General features: G+C 61.5%; 17 protein-coding genes. 7 read left to right on the top strand and 10 right to left on the bottom strand.

The features are described from left to right. Positions 1 to 162 precede the first annotated feature (162 nt). The 5 genes from M0814_RS06730 to M0814_RS06750 form a co-directional block, all read right to left on the bottom strand. Positions 163 to 1182, bottom strand: a complete 1020-nt coding sequence (locus tag M0814_RS06730; protein WP_003223996.1) for a branched-chain amino acid aminotransferase — start codon at positions 1180 to 1182, stop codon at positions 163 to 165. Positions 1183 to 1417: 235 nt separating this feature from the next. Then, complete coding sequence (gene lpdA, locus M0814_RS06735) at positions 1418 to 2791, bottom strand: dihydrolipoyl dehydrogenase (RefSeq protein ID WP_103484673.1); 1374 nt, start codon at positions 2789 to 2791, stop codon at positions 1418 to 1420. A gap of 4 nt (positions 2792 to 2795) precedes the next feature. After that, on the bottom strand, positions 2796 to 4076 hold the full coding sequence (locus M0814_RS06740) for a dihydrolipoamide acetyltransferase family protein (RefSeq protein WP_103484672.1): 1281 nt from the start codon (positions 4074 to 4076) through the stop codon (positions 2796 to 2798). Beyond that, the gene (locus M0814_RS06745; protein WP_003224000.1) at positions 4077 to 5135 is read right to left on the bottom strand and encodes an alpha-ketoacid dehydrogenase subunit beta; all 1059 of its coding nucleotides are present in this window, start codon (positions 5133 to 5135) and stop codon (positions 4077 to 4079) included. It lies immediately after the preceding gene. A 1-nt stretch (position 5136) separates the two neighbouring features. Beyond that, complete coding sequence (locus M0814_RS06750) at positions 5137 to 6372, bottom strand: 3-methyl-2-oxobutanoate dehydrogenase (2-methylpropanoyl-transferring) subunit alpha (RefSeq protein WP_003224001.1); 1236 nt, start codon at positions 6370 to 6372, stop codon at positions 5137 to 5139. A 185-nt stretch (positions 6373 to 6557) separates the two neighbouring features. Between M0814_RS06750 and bkdR the strand changes: the two genes are divergently transcribed. Next, positions 6558 to 7046 (top strand): Bkd operon transcriptional regulator BkdR, encoded by a 489-nt coding sequence (gene bkdR, locus M0814_RS06755; protein WP_016985245.1) that lies wholly within the window; start codon positions 6558 to 6560, stop codon positions 7044 to 7046. A 108-nt stretch (positions 7047 to 7154) separates the two neighbouring features. On the opposite strand, the gene M0814_RS06760 is transcribed toward bkdR, so the two are convergent. Beyond that, a complete protein-coding gene (locus M0814_RS06760) occupies positions 7155 to 8018 on the bottom strand; it encodes an MBL fold metallo-hydrolase (protein ID WP_103484671.1) in 864 nt (287 codons plus the stop codon). 91 nt (positions 8019 to 8109) lie between these two features. On the opposite strand from M0814_RS06760, the gene M0814_RS06765 reads away from it, so the two are divergent. From M0814_RS06765 to M0814_RS06785, 5 genes are all read left to right on the top strand, one after another. Continuing rightward, positions 8110 to 8451: a metalloregulator ArsR/SmtB family transcription factor gene (locus M0814_RS06765; protein WP_103484670.1), complete on the top strand. Its 342-nt coding sequence runs from the start codon at positions 8110 to 8112 to the stop codon at positions 8449 to 8451. A gap of 168 nt (positions 8452 to 8619) precedes the next feature. Next, on the top strand, positions 8620 to 9864 hold the full coding sequence (locus tag M0814_RS06770) for an FAD/NAD(P)-binding oxidoreductase (RefSeq protein ID WP_103484669.1): 1245 nt from the start codon (positions 8620 to 8622) through the stop codon (positions 9862 to 9864). Between the two features lie 9 nt (positions 9865 to 9873). Then, complete coding sequence (locus M0814_RS06775; RefSeq protein ID WP_103484668.1) at positions 9874 to 10674, top strand: sulfite exporter TauE/SafE family protein; 801 nt, start codon at positions 9874 to 9876, stop codon at positions 10672 to 10674. Between the two features lie 180 nt (positions 10675 to 10854). Continuing rightward, entirely contained in the window at positions 10855 to 12510 is a 1656-nt protein-coding gene (locus tag M0814_RS06780; RefSeq protein WP_103484666.1) for an MFS transporter, read from the top strand. Continuing rightward, the gene (locus tag M0814_RS06785; protein ID WP_103484665.1) at positions 12507 to 13649 is read left to right on the top strand and encodes an HlyD family secretion protein; all 1143 of its coding nucleotides are present in this window, start codon (positions 12507 to 12509) and stop codon (positions 13647 to 13649) included. Before M0814_RS06780 ends, M0814_RS06785 begins: the two co-directional genes overlap by 4 nt. 117 nt (positions 13650 to 13766) lie before the next feature. Here the strand turns inward: M0814_RS06785 and copD are convergent, their stop codons facing one another. Together copD and copC are read right to left on the bottom strand one after the other, a co-directional pair. Further along, positions 13767 to 14624, bottom strand: a complete 858-nt coding sequence (copD, locus tag M0814_RS06790) for a copper homeostasis membrane protein CopD (RefSeq protein ID WP_103484664.1) — start codon at positions 14622 to 14624, stop codon at positions 13767 to 13769. Positions 14625 to 14627: 3 nt separating this feature from the next. Further along, entirely contained in the window at positions 14628 to 14990 is a 363-nt protein-coding gene (gene copC / locus M0814_RS06795) for a copper homeostasis periplasmic binding protein CopC (protein ID WP_103484663.1), read from the bottom strand. A gap of 138 nt (positions 14991 to 15128) precedes the next feature. Here copC and M0814_RS06800 point away from each other — a divergent pair, with 138 nt between their 5' ends. Beyond that, complete coding sequence (locus tag M0814_RS06800; protein ID WP_045122396.1) at positions 15129 to 15749, top strand: TetR/AcrR family transcriptional regulator; 621 nt, start codon at positions 15129 to 15131, stop codon at positions 15747 to 15749. A 251-nt stretch (positions 15750 to 16000) separates the two neighbouring features. Here the strand turns inward: M0814_RS06800 and preA are convergent, their stop codons facing one another. Both preA and M0814_RS06810 read right to left on the bottom strand, forming a co-directional pair. Next, positions 16001 to 17275: an NAD-dependent dihydropyrimidine dehydrogenase subunit PreA gene (gene preA, locus M0814_RS06805; RefSeq protein WP_003224016.1), complete on the bottom strand. Its 1275-nt coding sequence runs from the start codon at positions 17273 to 17275 to the stop codon at positions 16001 to 16003. Next, positions 17276 to 18643 carry an NAD(P)-dependent oxidoreductase gene (locus M0814_RS06810; RefSeq protein WP_103484662.1) on the bottom strand — a complete coding sequence of 456 codons (1368 nt, stop codon included), beginning with the start codon at positions 18641 to 18643 and terminating at the stop codon, positions 17276 to 17278. Positions 18644 to 18672: the final 29 nt, after the last annotated feature.

An 18672-nucleotide genomic window follows, 5' to 3' on the forward strand; every position in this document is an offset into this window, starting at 1 on the left:
GATCGTCCGAACGCGGCCCGAGCCTTCGGCAGCTCCTACATGGGTATCGCATTCCATCTGTAGGAGCTGCCGAAGGCTGCGATCTTTTGATCTTTATCATCACTACGAAAAAGCCCCCATCGATCACTCGATGGGGGCTTTTGTGCATCAGCGGCCGTCAGATCAAACCTTGACGATCCAGCCTGCTGGCGCTTCGATGTCGCCGGTCTGTACGCCAGTCAGCTCTTTGTAGAGCTTCTGGGTGACCGGGCCGACTTCGGTTTCGCTGTGGAACACGTGCAGATGGTCGTTGTAGCTGATGCCGCCGATCGGCGTGATCACCGCCGCGGTACCGCAAGCACCGGCTTCCTTGAAGTCCGACAGCTTGTCGATCAGCACGTCGCCTTCCACCACTTCCAGACCCAGACGGGTTTTCGCCAGTTCGATCAGCGACAGGCGAGTGATGCCCGGCAGCACGGATGGCGAGTTCGGAGTAATGAACTTGTTGTCGTGGGTGATCCCGAAGAAGTTGGCGGAACCGACTTCCTCGATCTTCTTGTGGGTCAGCGGATCCAGGTAGATGGCGTCAGCGAAGTGCGCTTTCTTGGCCTGGGAGCCCGGCATCAGGCTGGCGGCGTAGTTGCCACCGACCTTGGCCGCACCGGTGCCTTGTGGGGCGGCGCGGTCGAAGCTGGAAATCTGGAAGTTGTGCGGCGTCAGGCCGCCCTTGAAGTAGGCGCCGACCGGGATCGCGAACACCGAGAAGATGAACTCCGGCGCGGTACGCACACCGATGTTGTCACCCACACCGATCACGAACGGACGCAGGTACAGCGCGCCGCCGGTACCGTATGGCGGGATGAAGCGCTCGTTGGCGCGAACCACTTCCTTGCACGCTTCGATGAACTGCTCGGTCGACACGTGCGGCATCAGCAGGCGAGCGCAGCTGCGTTGCATGCGAGCGGCGTTCTGGTCGGGACGGAACAGGTTGATCGAGCCGTCCTTGCAACGATAAGCCTTCAGACCTTCGAAGCACTGCTGGCCATAGTGAAGGGCAGTCGAGCCTTCGCTGATGTGCAGCACGTTGTCTTCGGTCAGGGTGCCTTTGTCCCACTCGCCATTGCGAAAGTACGACAGATAGCGTTTGTCGGTCTTGATGTAGTCAAAACCCAGCTTGTCCCAATTGATGCTTTCGTTACCCATGACACCCTCTATCACTGAACAACCGTCGAAACGGTTCAAGGCTTCTGACGTTTTTTTGGATGGGCACAACAATACTTCATTCTTGAGCGGTTTCGCAGCCCGGACGATCGGATGACAGGCAGATAAATCGTGTCGGCCTCAAGAATTCGCGAGCAAGCCCGCTCCCACATTTTGAAATGCATTCCCATTGTGGGAGCGGGCTTGCTCGCGAAGAGGCCATCACTGCCACCATCCATCACAGGTGCAGCGCATGCCCCAAACCACGCAGCGCTGCTTCCTGCACCGCTTCACCCAAGGTCGGATGCGCATGGATGGTGCCGCCGATGTCTTCCAGCCGCGCGCCCATTTCCAGGCTTTGCGCGAACGCGGTCGACAACTCCGATACGCCAACCCCGACCGCCTGCCAGCCGACAATCACATGATTGTCGCGACGCGCGACCACGCGCACGAAGCCGCTTTTCGATTCCAGGGTCATCGCCCGGCCATTGGCGGCGAACGGGAAGCTTGAGACGATGCAGTCCTGCCCCGCAGCCTTGGCCTCGTCCGGGGTCTGGCCGACCACCACCAGTTCCGGGTCGGTGAAGCACACGGCGGCGATGGCGGTCGGGTTGAATTCGCGGTGCTTGCCGCTGATCAGCTCGGCGACCATTTCGCCCTGAGCCATGGCGCGGTGCGCGAGCATCGGTTCGCCGCTGAGGTCGCCGATGGCGTAGACGTTGCGCATGCTGGTCTGGCAGCGGCTGTCGATCTTGATCGCCGAGCCGTTCATGTCCAGGTTCAGCGCTTCGAGGTTCCAGCCTTGAGTGTTCGGCTTGCGACCAACCGCCACCAGCACCTGATCGGTTTCCAGATTCAGGGTGTCGCCGTTCGGCTCACGCACCTGCAAGGTGCCGTCGAAACCCAGCACGCTGTGCTTGAGATAGAGCTTCACGCCCAGTTGCTTCAGTGCTTCGTGTACTGGCTGGGTCAGTTCGGCGTCGTAGGCCGGCAGGATACGATCCTGCGCCTCGACCACACTGACCTCGGCGCCGAGCTTGCGGTAAGCAATGCCCAGCTCCAGACCGATATAACCGCCGCCCACCACCACCAGGCGTTTCGGCACGGACTTCGGCGCCAGTGCTTCGGTGGAGGAGATGATCGGCCCGCCGATCGGCAGGATCGGCAGGTTGACGCTGGTCGAACCGGTGGCCAGCACCAGATGCTCGCACTGGATGCGCGTGTCGCCGACCTCGACGGTTTTGCCGTCAACCACCTTGGCCCAGCCATGGATCACCTGAACCTTGTTCTTTTTCAGCAACGCGGCGACGCCGGTGGTCAGGCGATCAACGATGCCGTCCTTCCACTCGACGCTCTTGCTGATGTCGAGGGTTGGTGCCGAGACGCTGATGCCCAGCGCCGAATGCTCGCTGTGATGGCGGGTCTGGTGGAACTGCTCGGCCACGTGAATCAACGCTTTCGATGGAATGCAGCCGATGTTCAGGCAAGTGCCGCCCAGCGATTGGCCTTCGACCAGAATCGTCGAAATGCCCAGTTGTCCGGCGCGGATCGCCGTGACGTAACCGCCGGGGCCGCCGCCGATGATCAGCAGCGTGATGTTCAAGGTTTGCATGGCATCACTCCACAAACAGGGTCGCGGGTTGTTCGAGCAGACCACGGATGGCCTGGATGAAGAGCGCCGCGTCCATGCCGTCGACCACGCGGTGATCGAAGGAACTGGAGAGGTTCATCATCTTGCGGATCACCACCTGGCCTTTGACGACCATCGGGCGTTCAACGATTTTGTTCACGCCGACAATGGCCACTTCCGGCAGGTTCAGCACCGGGGTGCTGACGATGCCGCCCAGCGCACCGAGGCTGGTCAGGGTTATGGTCGAGCCGGACAGTTCGTCGCGGCTGGCCTTGCCATTGCGTGCGGCGTTAGCCAGACGCGAGATCTCGGCGGCGCTGTCCCACAGGCTGCGCGCCTCGGCGTGACGTACCACCGGTACCATCAGGCCCACATCGCTTTGTGTGGCGACGCCGACATGCACTGCGCCGAGACGGGTGATGACCTGGGCTTCGTCGTCATAGCGGGCGTTCATCTGCGGGAAGTCGCGCAGGGCCACGACCAGTGCGCGGACAAGGAACGGCAGCAGGGTCAACTTGCCACGGCTGGCGCCGTGTTTTTCATTGAGGTGCGCGCGCAGTTCTTCAATCGCGGTGACGTCGATTTCCTCGACGTAGCTGAAATGCGCGGCACGCTGCGTGGCGTCCTGCATGCGCTGGGCGATCTTGCGGCGCATGCCGATTACCGGAATCTGCTCCTCATCGTGACGCTGGGCGTACGCGGCAGTTGCCGGCGCCGAAGCGTTCGTTTGACCCTGGGCCAGATAAGCGTCGAGGTCTTCGTGCAGCACGCGACCGGCCGGGCCGGTGCCGCGTACCAGACGCAATTGAATGCCCAGATCCAGCGCATGTTTGCGCACGGCCGGCGAGGCCAGCGGACGTTCATCGGCTTCACGGGCAACCATCGGGCCCTGGCAAACCGGTGCGGAACGCGGTGCAGCAGCGGCAGCAGGTTTGCTCTCGACTACCGCTTCAACTTTCGCTGCAACAGGGGGCTCTTTCGCGGCAACAGGTGCTGGCGCGGCGGACTCTTTCAAGTTGCCGGCACCTTCTACTTCGATGCTGATCAGCACACTGCCGACCGCCATCACTTCACCCGGCTGACCGCCGAGCGCAATCACCTTGCCGTGTACCGGCGATGGAATATCGACCATCGCCTTGTCGGTCATCACATCCGCCAGCACCTGATCTTCAACCACCAGGTCGCCGACCTTGACGTGCCACTGCGACAGTTCAACTTCTGCGATGCCTTCGCCGATGTCCGGCATCTTGATAACGTGCGTGCCCATTCAGACCTCCATGACCCGTTTCAACGCCGCGCCCACTCGGGACGGCCCTGGGAAATACGCCCACTCTTGCGCGTGCGGGTAGGGGGTGTCCCAACCGGTGACGCGTTCGATTGGCGCTTCCAGGTGATGGAAGCAATGCTCTTGCACCAGCGAAACCAGTTCGGCGCCGAAACCGCAGGTGCGGGTGGCTTCATGGACCACCACGCAGCGACCGGTTTTCTTCACCGACTTGACGATGGTTTCCAGGTCCAGTGGCCACAGGCTGCGCAGGTCGATGACTTCGGCATCCACCCCGGATTCTTCGGCCGCGACTTGCGAGACGTATACGGTGGTGCCATAGGTCAGCACGGTCACGTCCTTGCCCGGACGGGTGATCGCGGCAACGTCCAGCGGCACGGTGTAGTAACCGTCCGGCACCTGGGCTTGCGGGTGTTTCGACCACGGGGTTACCGGGCGGTCGTGGTGGCCGTCGAACGGGCCGTTGTACAGGCGTTTCGGCTCGAGGAAGATCACCGGGTCATCGTTTTCGATGGAGGCGATCAGCAGGCCCTTGGCGTCGTACGGGTTGGAAGGCATCACGGTGCGCAGGCCACAGACCTGAGTGAACATCGCCTCGATGCTCTGGCTGTGGGTCTGGCCGCCGTAGATCCCGCCGCCGCAGGGCATGCGCAGGGTCATCGGCGCGGTGAACTCGCCGGCCGAGCGATAACGCAGACGCGCCGCTTCGGAAATGATCTGGTCGGAAGCCGGGTAGACGTAGTCGGCGAACTGAATCTCGGCCACCGGACGCAGGCCGTAAGCGCCCATGCCCACGGCCACGCCGACGATGCCGCTTTCGGAGATTGGCGCGTCGAACACCCGCGAGGTGCCGTACTTGGTCTGCAGGCCTTCGGTGCAACGGAACACGCCGCCGAAGTAGCCGACGTCCTGACCGAACACCACCACATTGTCGTCACGCTCAAGCATCACATCCATGGCCGAGCGCAGGGCCTGGATCATGGTCATGGTGGTCGTGGTCATGGCGGTTTCCAACTGAATATTGTTGTTGTGATCGTTCATGTCAGATCCCCAACTGCTGACGCTGGCGCTTCAAGTGCTCCGGCATCTCTTTGTAGACGTCTTCGAACATGGTCGCGGCGCTTGGAATCTGCCCGCCGGCGAGGGTGCCGTACTGTTCGGCCTGTTTCTGCGCGGCAATCACTTCGGCTTCGAGTTCGGCGCTGACGGCGGCGTGCTCTTCTTCCGACCAGTGGCCGACCTTGATCAGGTGCTGCTTCAGGCGGGCAATCGGGTCGCCCAGCGGGAAGTGGCTCCAGTCATCGGCAGGACGGTATTTCGACGGATCGTCGGAGGTCGAGTGCGGGCCGGCGCGGTAGGTGACCCATTCGATCATGGTCGGGCCGAGGTTGCGCCGGGCGCGTTCGGCAGCCCAGGCGGAAGCGGCGTAGACCGCGTAGAAGTCGTTGCCATCGACCCGCAGCGAGGCGATGCCGCAACCGACGCCGCGTCCGGCGAAAGTGGTGGCTTCACCCCCGGCGATGGCCTGGAAGGTCGAGATCGCCCACTGGTTGTTGACCACGTTGAGGATCACCGGCGCGCGGTAAACGTGGGCGAAGGTGAGGGCAGTGTGGAAGTCCGATTCGGCGGTGGCGCCGTCACCGATCCACGCCGAGGCGATTTTGGTGTCGCCTTTGATCGCCGAGGCCATGCCCCAGCCGACGGCCTGAATGAATTGGGTCGCGAGGTTGCCGGAGATGGTGAAGAAACCGGCGTCCTTGACCGAATACATGATCGGCAACTGCCGGCCCTTGAGCGGATCACGCTCGTTGGACAGCAGTTGGCAGATCAGGTCGACCAGCGGCACTTCGCGGGCCATCAGAATGCTTTGCTGACGGTAGGTCGGGAAGCACATGTCGTCGATGTTCAAGGCCAGGGCCTGGGCGCTGCCGATGGCTTCTTCGCCAAGGCTCTGCATGTAGAACGACATTTTTTTCTGCCGCTGGGCGACCACCATGCGGTTGTCGTAAATCCGCGTCTTGAGCATGGCGCGCATGCCCTTGCGCAGGATCTCGACCGGCACGTTTTCAGCCCAGGGGCCGAGGGCGTTGCCCTGATCGTCGAGCACACGAATAAGCCCACGCGCCAGGTCGGCGGTGTCGGCGGGTTCGACGTCAATGGAAGGTTTGCGCACCGTGCCGGCATCGGTCAGATGCAGGTAGGAGAAGTCGGTTTTGCAGCCTGGGCGGCCCGAGGGTTCAGGGACGTGCAGACGCAGCGGTTCATACGCTTGGGTCATGGCTTCTACGCTCGATCTTGTGAATTTCTTGTAGTGAGCTGGCAATCATTCTTGGGTGAAAGAAATCTTGTCCTACAACAATCATAGGCCCGGCCAAGAAGAATATTTCTCTCTGTTTCGTTGCGCTGGAGACGATTTGCAGATAGAAAATCTGCATAAACATAAAAAACAGGTGGTTTTGTCTCATGCGCAAACTGGACCGTACCGACATCGGCATTCTCAACAGCCTTCAGGAGAACGCGCGCATCACCAACGCCGACCTCGCGCGCTCGGTGAACCTGTCGCCGACACCGTGTTTCAACCGGGTCAAGGCGATGGAAGAATTAGGCCTGATTCGTGAGCAGGTGACGCTGCTGGATGCCGATCTGCTGGGCCTGCACGTGAACGTGTTCATTCATGTGAGCCTGGAGAAACAGGTCGAGGAAGCGTTGCAACATTTCGAAGAGGCGATCTCCGACCGCCCCGAGGTCATGGAGTGTTACCTGATGGCCGGCGACCCGGACTATCTGATCCGGGTGCTGGTGCCGACCATTCAGTCGCTGGAGCGGTTCATGATGGACTTTCTGACCAAGGTGCCGGGGGTGGCGAACATCCGCTCAAGCTTTGCGCTCAAGCAGGTGCGCTACAAGACGGCACTGCCGTTGCCGGCGAATGGGTTGACCTTGGGGTCTTGAAGATCAAAAGATCGCAGCCTGCGGCAGCTCCTACAGGTGAACCCATTCCAGTTTTGACGGGAAACGCGTTCTCCCTGTAGGAGCTGCCGAAGGCTGCGATCTTTTGCTTTAAAGCTTGTTGATCGGCACCTTCAGATAAACCACACCGTTATCCTCGGCCGCCGGAAAATTCCCCGCCCGCACATTCACCTGAATCGCCGGCAGCAACAGTGTCGGCATGCCTAGCCCAGCATCGCGCTTGGTACGCATCTCGACAAACGCCGCCTCATCGATTCCGTCATGCACATGAATATTGCTCCTGCGCTGCTCACCGACGGTGGTCTGGCATTGCGCGGCGCGGCCTTCGGGCGGGTAGTCGTGGCAGACGTAGAGTTTGACGCTGGCGGGGAAGGCCAGCAGTTTGTGGATCGAGTTGAACAGTTGATGCGCGTTGCCGCCGGGGAAGTCGCAGCGGGCGGTGCCGACGTCAGGCATGAACAGCGTGTCGCCGACCAGAATCTGTTCGCCATCGATCAGGTAGGCCATGTCCGCCGGGGTGTGGCCGGGGACGTGCAGGGCGGTGGCCTTGAGGTTGCCGATCATGAACGACTCGTTCGGCGCGAACAGGTGATCGAACTGCGAGCCGTCGACGCAGAATTCCGGTTCCAGATTGAATAGCGCCTTGAACACGTTCTGCACTTTGCTGATCGACTGGCCGATCGCGATCCTGCCGCCGAGTTCGCGGCGCAGGTACGGCGCGGCGGACAGGTGATCGGCGTGGGCGTGGGTTTCCAGTAGCCATTGCACCTGCAAGCGGTGTTCACGGACGAAAGCGATGATTTTGTCGGCCTGCACCGTGCAGGTGCGCCCGGCGGCGCCGTCGTAATCGAGTACCGGATCGACGATTGCACACTGCCCGCCATCGGCTTCATAGACCACATAGCTGTAGGTCGAGGAGGCGGGGTCGAGGAAAGCTTCAATCTGCGCGGGCATGGACACGAACCTGAACAAGGGAAATGGGTTGCAACACTTTATCTAAAAACATAATGTTCGCAGCTTAAGTGACGTTGAAGGCATCGTGCAAATGCAATCCAGTCTGACCGAATGTGAAGTCGCCCAATTGCGGGCGTCCGCCTCCAAGGCCTGTACGCTGCTCAAGGCGCTGGCCAATGAGGATCGCCTGTTGATCCTCTGCCAGTTGACTCAGGGCGAGCGCAACGTCGGCGAGCTGGAAAAAATGACCGGCGTGCGCCAGCCGACGCTGTCCCAGCAACTGGGCATCCTGCGCGATGAAGGCCTGGTGGCGACTCGTCGCGAAGGCAAGTACATCTTTTACGGTCTGGCCAGTCCTGAAGTGATTCAGGTGATGAAGACCCTCTCCGGGCTGTATTGCGGGGCGGTGCTCAAGAGCTGGGGTCATCCATAAATGTCAGCTAACACCTCCATCCCCTGTGGGAGCGGGCTTGCTCGCGAAGGCGTCGTATCAGTCGACATTAATGTTGAATGATCTACCGTTTTCGCGAGCAAGCCCGCTCCCACATTGGTTTTATGTGAAGGCCAAGAAATCCTTGCGTGCAGCAATAAGGAACAAGCAATGAACGATCAACACTGGGGCCCATCCATCAGTGCAGATATCGTGGTCATCGGCGGCGGCACCGCCGGCATCGGCTTCGTCGCCAGTCTGCTCAAGCGTGATCCCACTCTGAAAATCACTGTGATCGAGCCAAGCGCCCAGCATTACTATCAACCGGCGTGGACGCTGGTCGGCGGTGGCGCCTATGACGTCAAGGACACCGCACGACCGATGAGCCAGGTGATGCCGCGTCAGGCTACCTGGATTCAAGCGGCGGTGACTGCGGTTGATCCCGACACACGTCAACTCACCCTCAACGATCAACGCCGCGTCAGCTACCAGAACCTGATCGTCTGTCCCGGCTTGCGTCTGGCCTGGGAGAAGATCGAAGGCTTGCAGGAAAGCCTCGGCCAGCACGGCGTGACGTCCAACTACAGCTATCAGCACTCGCAGTACACCTGGGATCAGGTGCAGAAACTCCGCGGCGGTAAAGCACTGTTCACCCAGCCGGCGATGCCGATCAAATGCGCCGGGGCACCGCAGAAGGCGTTGTACCTGTCGTGCGATCACTGGCGCAAAACCGGCGTGCTGAACAACATTGACGTCGAATTCAACCTGGCCGGCGCGGCGCTGTTCGGTGTCGCGACCTTCGTGCCGCCACTGATGAAGTACATCGAAAAGTACAACGCGCAACTGGCCTTCAACGCCAACCTGGTCAAGGTCGACGGCCCGGCGAAAACCGCGTGGTTCGAGATCAAGGACGCTGACGGCAACGTCACCACACAGGCGAAAAGCTTCGATCTGCTGCATGTCGTGCCGCCGCAGGTCTCGCCGGATTTCATCGCTCAGAGCTTGTTGGCCGACGCTGGCGGCTGGTGCGAAGTGAACCCGCACAGCCTGCAGCATCTGCGCTACCCGGAAGTGTTCGCCATTGGCGACATCTGCGGCACCAGCAACGCGAAAACCGCGGCGGCCGTGCGCAAGCAGGTTGTGGTGGTCGCGGAAAACCTTTTGGCGCTGCGCAAGCAAAAGCCTATGCCGCTGAAGTACGACGGCTACGGTTCCTGCCCGCTGACGGTGGAGAAGGGCAAGGTGATCCTCGCCGAGTTCGGCTACGGCGGGAAGTTGCTGCCGACCTTCGCGCTCGATGCGACCGTACCGCGCCGCTCGGCGTGGTTTCTCAAGGCGACGCTGCTGCCGTGGTTCTACTGGAACGGCATGCTCAAGGGCCGCGAGTGGCTGACCGGTCTGTCCAAGGTTGACTGAGTAAATCCTATGTTGCTGGCAAGTCTGTTTGGCGTGTTGATGGGGTTGATTCTCGGGCTCACCGGGGCGGGCGGCGGGATTCTCGCGGTGCCGGCGCTGGTGCTGGGCCTTGGCTGGACGATGACGCAAGCGGCGCCGGTCGCGTTGTTCGCGGTCGGCAGTGCGGCGGCGGTCGGGGCGATTGATGGCTTGCGCCATGGGCTGGTGCGCTATCGCGCAGCGCTGCTGATTGCGGCGCTCGGTGCGGTTTTTTCGCCGGTGGGGATTTATTTCGCGCACCAGTTGCCTGAGAAGATTCTGATGATCCTCTTCAGCCTGCTGATGGTCATGGTCGCTTGGCGCATGCTGCGCCGTGAGCGTCAGCACGAAGGGCTGAGCGATCACGGCCACGCGAGCTGGGGCCAGAAAAACTGCATGCTGAATGAAGAGACCGGGCGTTTCGACTGGACCGCCAAATGCACCGCGACACTGGCGGCATTGGGCGCGGTCACGGGCGTGGTGTCGGGACTGCTCGGCGTTGGCGGTGGCTTCCTGATCGTCCCGGCGTTCAAGCAACTGACCGACGTGCAGATGCGCGGCATCGTTGCGACGTCGTTGATGGTGATCAGCCTGATTTCCGCGATTGGCGTGATCGGCTCCTTCCATGCCGGAGTGCGCATCGACAGCCTTGGCGTGGCGTTCATCATCGCCAGCATTGTCGGCATGATCATCGGCCGCAAACTCTGCGCCCGGGTTCCGGCGCGGACGTTGCAGGTGGGCTTTGCCAGTGTGTGCCTGGTGGTCGCGGCTTACATGATGCTGCGCGCCTGATACAAAACTCCCGGCCCGACATTTGACCCTGTGGGAGCGAGCCTGCTCGCGATAGCGGTTTAGTATTCAACATTGATGCTGACTGACGCTGCGCTATCGCGAGCAGGCTCACTCCTACAGGGGATGTGTGTTTTGTCGTTGATTGCGGCAAACTCAGACATCCCCAAACAAGGCCTTTCAATGGATCGATACGCCCCGCGCAACTGGCAGCCACACGAGAAGCCCAGTCTGCCCGGTTCCCCCTCGACGCCGCTGCACTCCAACCCCAAGCGCCTGGCCTATGCGCTGGTCGGGTTGCTGGTGGCGGTGACCGGTGGTCTGGGCAACTCGCTGGTGGTCGCCAACCTGCCTTACCTGCAAGGCGCGCTGGGCGCGACTACGGCGGAGATGGCCTGGCTGCCGGCCGCCTACGTGATGACCAACGTGTCGATGAACCTGCTGCTGGTGAAGTTTCGTCAGCAGTTCGGCCTGCGTGCATTCACCGAAGTGTTTCTGGTGCTGTATGCGCTGGTGACCTTCGGCCACCTGTTCGTCAACGACCTGAGCTCGGCCATCGCGGTGCGTGCGGCGCACGGCATGGTCGGTGCGGCACTGAGTTCGCTGGGTCTGTATTACATGGTCCAGGCGTTTCCGGCCAAGTGGCGGCTGAAGGCGTTGGTGCTCGGGCTCGGCGCCTCGCAACTGGCTTTGCCGCTGGCGCGCTTGTTCTCCGAGGACTTGCTGCAGATTGCCGAATGGCGCGGCTTGTATCTGTTCGAATTGGGCATGGCCTTGCTGTCGCTGGGCTGCGTGCTGTTGCTCAAGTTGCCGCCCGGTGACCGCTTCAAGACCTTCGAACCGCTGGATTTTCTCACCTTCGCGATTCTCGCCAGCGGCGTGGCACTGCTTTGCGCGGTGTTGTCGCTGGGGCGGATCGATTGGTGGCTGGAGGCCAACTGGATCGGTTATGCGCTGGCGGCCTCGATTGCCCTGATCCTCGCGGGCCTGGCGATCGAGCACAATCGCAGCAACCCGATGCTGATGACCCGTTGGCTCGGCAGTGGCACGATGATCCGCCTGGCGCTGGCGGTGACCCTGATTCGCATGGTGACCTCGGAGCAGTCCACCGGCGCCGTCGGTTTCATGCAGAACCTCAACATGGGTTATGAGCAGTTGCACAGCCTGTACGTGGTGATGCTGATCGGCAGCGTTGCCGGGCTGGCGACCAGCGCGCTGACCATCGATCCCAAGCATCTGCTGATGCCGCTGATCATCTCGCTGGCGCTGATGGCGACCGGTTCGGTGATGGACAGTTTTTCCAATAACCTGACCCGCCCGGCGAACCTGTATTTCAGTCAGTTCCTGCTGGCCTTCGGCAGCACGTTTTTCCTCGGCCCGACCATGGTTTTCGGCACGCGCAACGTGCTGACCAACCCGCGCAACCTGGTGAGTTTTTCGGTGTTGTTCGGGATCTGCAACAACCTCGGCGGCTTGCTCGGCGCGGCGTTGTTGGGCACGTTCCAGATCGTGCGCGAGAAATTCCACTCCAATCATCTGGTCGAGCACCTGACGCTGTCCGATCCGCTGGTGGCTGCCCGCGTGCAGAGCGGCGGTTCGGCCTATGGCTCCTTGCTGGCCGACCCGAGCCTGCGCAATCTGGCCGGGATTCGCAGTCTGTCCAACGCGGCGACCCGCGAAGCCAACGTACTGGCCTATAACGATGTGTTCATGCTGATCGCCGTGATTGCGGTGCTGACCATGATCTGGCTGTCCATTCGTGCGCTGTGGCTGATGAGCACCACCAAAGCCGTCGACCCAGCGCCTTCCGTACCTCCTAGCGGTGCCTCCAATTCATGACCGAACCGACCACCACAACCACCAATGCCATCGCCGCCACCCCGGAAGGCGTGGCGCCGCCGTCCTCGCCGAACACCGAGCCACGCTCGTTGCGGGTGCGGGTCATCTCGTCGCTGGGCTTTGCCGCGATTGCCATCGTCGGCGTACTGATCGTGCTGTACGCCTGGCAGTTGCCGCCGTTCAGCAGCGCGGTCGAGACTACTGAAAACGCGTTGGTGCGCGGCCAGGTGACGATCATCGGCCCGCAACTCAGCGGTTACGTGTTTGAAGTGCCGGTGCAGGACTTCCAGTACGTGAAGGCCGGCGATTTGCTGGTGCGCCTGGACGACCGGATTTATCAGCAGCACCTCGACCAGGCACTGGCGCAACTGGCAGTGCAGAAGGCCTCGCTGGCCAATGTGGTGCAGCAACGCAACAGCGCCGAAGCGACGATCAAGCTGCGTCAGGCGGTGGTGGCCGACAGTGAAGCGCAGTTGCGCAAAAGCGAGGCGGATCTGCGCCGTAACAAGGAGCTGGTGAGCGACGGTTCGGTGTCCAAGCGCGAAATGGACGTGGCCCTGGCGGCCAACGCGCAGGGCATTGCGGCGGTGGCGCAGGCCAAGGCCAACCTGGAAATCGCCCGTCAGGACCTGCAAACGGTGATCGTCAATCGCGGCTCGCTGGAAGCGGCAGTTGCCAGCGCTGAAGCGGCGGTGCAACTGGCGCGAATCGATTTGTCGAACACCCGCATCGTCGCCCCGCGTGACGGCCAACTCGGGCAGATCGGTGTGCGCCTGGGCGCTTACGTCAACTCCGGGGCGCAGTTGATGGCGCTGGTGCCGAACCAGAAATGGGTGATCGCCAACATGAAGGAAACCCAGATGGACAACGTACGGGTCGGGCAGCCGGTGCGCTTCACCGTCGATGCACTGAACCACCGCAGATTCACTGGTCATGTGCAGCACATCTCACCGGCCACAGGTTCGGAATTCGCCCTGTTGCAGGCAGACAATGCCACCGGCAACTTCGTGAAAATCGCCCAGCGAGTGCCGGTGCGGATCACCATTGATGAGGGCCAGCAGGAAGAGGAACGCCTGCGACCGGGGATGTCGGTGGTGGTCAGCATCGATACTGCAGCGGGCGACACACAACCGCATTGACCTCCATAGATCAAAATGTGGGAGCGGGCTTGCTCGCGAAGGCGGTGTGTCAGTTGATATTTCCGTATCTGACACGCCGCCTTCGCGAGCAAGCCCGCTCCCACAAGAGGATCAGGTTTATCCAGCAATCATCGGCGGCAGGGTACCGAGTAGCGACACGGCTGCAACCGCACCGATCCCCAACAACCACTCCAGCACCACACTGCGCTTGAGCGCGCCCATCCGCTGTTCGCAATCATCAATCCGCAAGCGGTTGAACAGCGCCAGGGCGAGCATGCCTGCCACCAGCAACGCCTTGATCAGCAGAATCAAGGCAAACCCGGCGAACAAGGGCGTCGGCCACCATTGGCCGGTCAGCACGCGCACGTTGATCAGCCCGGTGATCAGCAGCCCCCCAACGATCGCGTAACCGACACCGCTGAAGCGTTGCAGGATCCGGCTCATCGCTTCGCCAGGCTGACGCAGGATCAACACCAGCAACAACAATCCGCCGAGCCATGCGGCCACGCACGTCAGATGAACGATCTGGTTGAGGATCAGCAGTTGCCCGCTCAGACCATCGAGCATCGCACCGTGACCGACCGGTGCCAGCGTCGCCAGCAACAATCCGCTCAAGCCCAGGCGCAACGGCACGTTCGATCGCCAAGGCGTAAATAACAACGCCAGCAACAGCGCGTTGATCAGCAGATGCCAGCGCCATACCTGCCCGAAAAAGGTATTGCCGAGCACCACTTCAATGGTGTCCGGGTCGAACGCGGCCGCCGCCGAGCCGGCCATGCTTGCGGTGATCAACAGCGCCCAGGTGACACCGCTGAACAGCGCAACCGCCGTCAGCCAGCGCGCCAGTTGCGCCAGATGCCGATCCAGTGTCGGCACGGGCGCCTTGAGCAGCAGCGGCCGGAACAGCCAGGCGCCGAACACCATCAATACCGCGCTGAAATGCACAAAGCGACACAGCACCAGCGCTTCACTCATGAATTACTGGCCGACCTTGAACTGATAGGCGCCTTCGCTCTTGTGTGTATCGACCGACACCGCGTGCCATTCGACTTTGTATTCACCGGCGTCGAGTGGTGCGGCGGGAGTGACGATCAGGGTTTTCTTGTCGTTCTCGGTGGTCAGCGCTTTGATCGCGACCGGGGTGCCATCGTGGGTCAGGTTGACCTTGGTGAAACTGGCTTCGACACCTTCGGAGAAAGTCAGGCGCAGATCGGCCGGTGCGGCGACGGTGCTGTCGGCGGCCGGCGTTGCACTTTTCAGGTGGGCGTGGGCGAAAACCGAAGATGCGGCGAACAGCGAAGCGAGCAGGGCAGTGGTGGTCAGGACATTCTTGAACAGCATCGCGGATACCTCTGAGGCAGGACAAAGAAGCCTCAGTTTAGCCATCCGCAGACTTGCGCACGAAGTTTTATTTACAGCGGTCGCCCCCAGACCAGAGCGGATGCTAGTCTTCAACAACGTCGTTGTCAGGGAGCCCTCATGGGCAATCACAAGATCGAGATTCGTCGCAGTAACGTCGAGAAAATCCTGCTCGCGGCGGAAAAAGTCTTCGCCGAAAAAGGCTTCGGCGGCACCGCCATGGCCGACATCGCCGCCGAAGTGCAGCTGCCGCGTTCCAACCTGCATTACTACTTCTCGACCAAAAGCGAACTGTACAGCGCGGTGCTGTTCGACCTGCTGGAGGTGTGGAAACAGGACGCGCTGTGCTTCGAGATGTTCGATGACCCGCGGGTGGTGCTCAGCAGCTACATCCGCGCGAAGATGAACCACTCGCGCAGCCGGCCCTATGGTTCGAAAGTCTGGGCCAACGAGATCATCCACGGCGCCCCGACCCTCGGTGAGGCGCTGGATCTGAGCCTGTATGAGTGGGCGAAAATGAAGGAAGCGAAGATCCGCCAGTGGGTCGAGGACAAGCGGATTCTGCCGGTGGAACCGTCGAGCCTGCTGTACATGATCTGGGCCTCGACCCAGCATTACGCCGACTTCGATCATCAGGTGAATATTCTCAACGAACATCAGCCGCTGTCGGACATGCAGTTCGAGCGGGCGGTGCAGACGGTGACCAGTGTGATTTTGCGCGGGATCGGGTTGGAACCCTGAAGCAAGAGCTGACCCTCACCCCAACCCTCTCCCGGAGGGAGAGGGGGCCGACCGAGGTGTCTTGCGAGTTACATCGACCTGAAAAATCCAGTCGAATATGGACTCAAAAAGCCGTCCGTGCCTGTGCATGTATCGATTTTGGATTCAAAGTAAATCGCTCAAGTCGGTGGATTTCTGAAATATCCCCCAATCAGTCCCCTCTCCCTTTGGGAGAGGGTTAGGGTGAGGGGGCTGTTGGATCAGCCGGCGATCTAGACGGCAACGTGGTAAGGATTCCTCGGATCATGATTCCAGTCCAGAAACGGCTTCCCGGTTTCCATCGGCACCATCTCGATGCAGTCCGCCACCGGGCAGGTGATCTGGCACAGATTGCAGCCCACGCACTCATCATCGATCACTTCATATTTATGCGTGCCGTCAGCCTGTTTCAGGCTGCTGATCGCCTGGTGTGAAGTGTCTTCGCAAGCAATGTGGCAGCGCCCGCAACCGATGCACGCGTCCTGGTCGATCTTCGCGATCACCTGGTAGTTGATGTCGAGGTACTTCCAGTCCGTGGTATTGCCCACCGCGCGCCCGGAGAACTCGGCGATGTTGGCGTAGCCTTGGCTGTCCATCCAGCGCGACAGCCCGTCCTTCATCTCCTCGACAATGCGGAAACCATGCAGCATCGCCGCCGTGCACACCTGCACCGCGCCGCTGCCCAGCGCCATGAATTCCGCCGCGTCACGCCAACTGCCGATGCCGCCAATGCCGCAGATCGGCAGGCCTTGGGTCTGCGGATCACGAGCGATCTCGGCGACCATGTTCAGTGCAATCGGCTTGACCGCCGAACCGCAATAACCGCCGTGGGTGCTTTTGCTGCCGACGGTGGGCAGGGCGACCATGTGTTCCAGATCGACGCTGGTGATCGAGTTGATGGTGTTGATCAGCGACACCGCATCGGCGCCACCGCGATGCGCAGCGCGGGCGGCGACGCGGATGTCGGTGATGTTCGGCGTCAGCTTGACGATCACCGGCAGCGAGCAATAGGTCTTGCACCAGCGGGTGACCTGCTCGACGTATTCCGGCACCTGACCGACCGCCGCGCCCATGCCGCGCTCGGGCATGCCGTGCGGGCAACCGAAATTCAGCTCGATACCGTCGGCGCCCGTGGCTTCCACCAGCGGCAGGATGTGTTTCCACGATTCCTCGACACACGGCACCATCAGCGAGACGATCAGCGCGCGATCCGGCCAGTCTTTCTTGACCTGAGTTATCTCGCGCAGGTTGATTTCCAGCGAGCGGTCGGTGATCAGTTCGATGTTGTTGATCCCCAGCACTTCGCGGTTGTTGCCGTAGTGTGCCGAGTAGCGCGACGAGACATTGACCGCTGCCGGGTCCTCGCCGAGGGTTTTCCAGACCACGCCACCCCAACCGGCCTCGAAGGCGCGCACCACGTTGTAGGCCTTGTCGGTCGGCGGCGCGGAAGCCAGCCAGAACGGGTTGGGGGCTTTGATGCCGGCGAAGACTATCGAGAGATCGGCCATTTACGCAGCCTCCACGTTGAGCATCAGTTGCGCGTTGATCGCCTCGGCGGCGAGTTTGCCATGCTGTACGGCTTGCACGGTGAGGTCCTGATCGAGGCTGGTGCAGTCGCCGCCGGCATACACGCCGGGAATGCTGGTGCGCAGGTGGTCATCGACCTGAATCCGCTCGCCTTGACGCTTGAGTTCGCGGGCCAGCGGGTCGGCGAGGGCGCTGCTGTCGAAGGCCTGGCCGATGGCTTTGAAAATCGCATCGGCGGCCAGCTCAAAAGTTTCGCCAGTGCTTTGCAGACGACCGTCGACCAGTTCGGTACGGGCGAAACGCATACCGCGCACTTGGCCCTGATCGTCGAGCAAGACTTCCTCCGGTTGCGCCCAGGTCAGCAGGCGCACCTGATTGGCCTTGGCAATGTCCTGTTCGTGGCCGGTGGCACCCATGTCCGCCGCACCGCGGCGATACACCAGATTCACGTCACGGGCACCGAGGCGGGCCATCTGCACGGCCATGTCGATCGCGGTGTTGCCGGCGCCGAGGACGATGCAGCGCTCGGCCAGTGGCAGTTGCGTCAGGTCATCGGCCTGGCGCAGTTCGCGGATGTAGTCGGTGGCGGCGAGCAGGCCGGGCGCGTCCTCGTGGGGCAGGCCGAGCTGTTTGCTGGCATTGAGGCCGAGGCCGAGGAACACCGCATCGAACTGCTGATGCAGCTCGCTGAGGGTCAGATTCTCGCCGAGTTTCTGCCCGTGACGGATTTCGATGCCGCCGATCTGCAGGAGGAAATCCAGTTCCTTCTGCGCATAGTCGTCGACCAGTTTGTACTTGGCGATCCCGTATTCATTAAGGCCGCCAGCCTTCTCCCGTGCTTCGAAAATCACCACGTCATGCCCGTGCATCGCGCTGCGGTGGGCGCAGGACAACCCCGCTGGCCCGGCGCCGACCACGGCGATGCGTTTGCCGGTAGCGGCGCTGCGCTGAAACGGGTGCTCGGTGAAGTGCGCGTTGTCCACGGCGTAGCGCTGCAGCAGGCCGATCAGCACCGGCGCGCATTCCTGCGCATTGTTGCGTACGCAGGCTTGCTGACAGAGGATTTCCGTTGGGCAGACCCGCGCGCAACTGCCGCCGAGGATGTTCGCCGAAAGGATTTTCTGCGCCGCACCGGGCACGTTGTCCTGATGGATATTGCGGATGAACGACGGAATGTCGATTTCGCTGGGGCACGCGTTGACGCACGGCGCGTCGTAGCAATACAGGCAGCGCGAGGCTTCCAGATGCGCCTGCCGGGCGTTGAGCGGTGGCGCCAGATCAGTGAAATGGCCGGCGAGGGCGGCCGCGCTTTCGTGCGGATGCGGGAGATGGTTCAGGGTCTCGATCACGGTTTTTTGCCTCACGGTTATTGAGGTTC

Origin of the sequence: Pseudomonas sp. MWU12-2020 (assembly GCF_023100605.1) — a bacterium.
Lineage (GTDB): Bacteria > Pseudomonadota > Gammaproteobacteria > Pseudomonadales > Pseudomonadaceae > Aquipseudomonas > Aquipseudomonas fluorescens_H.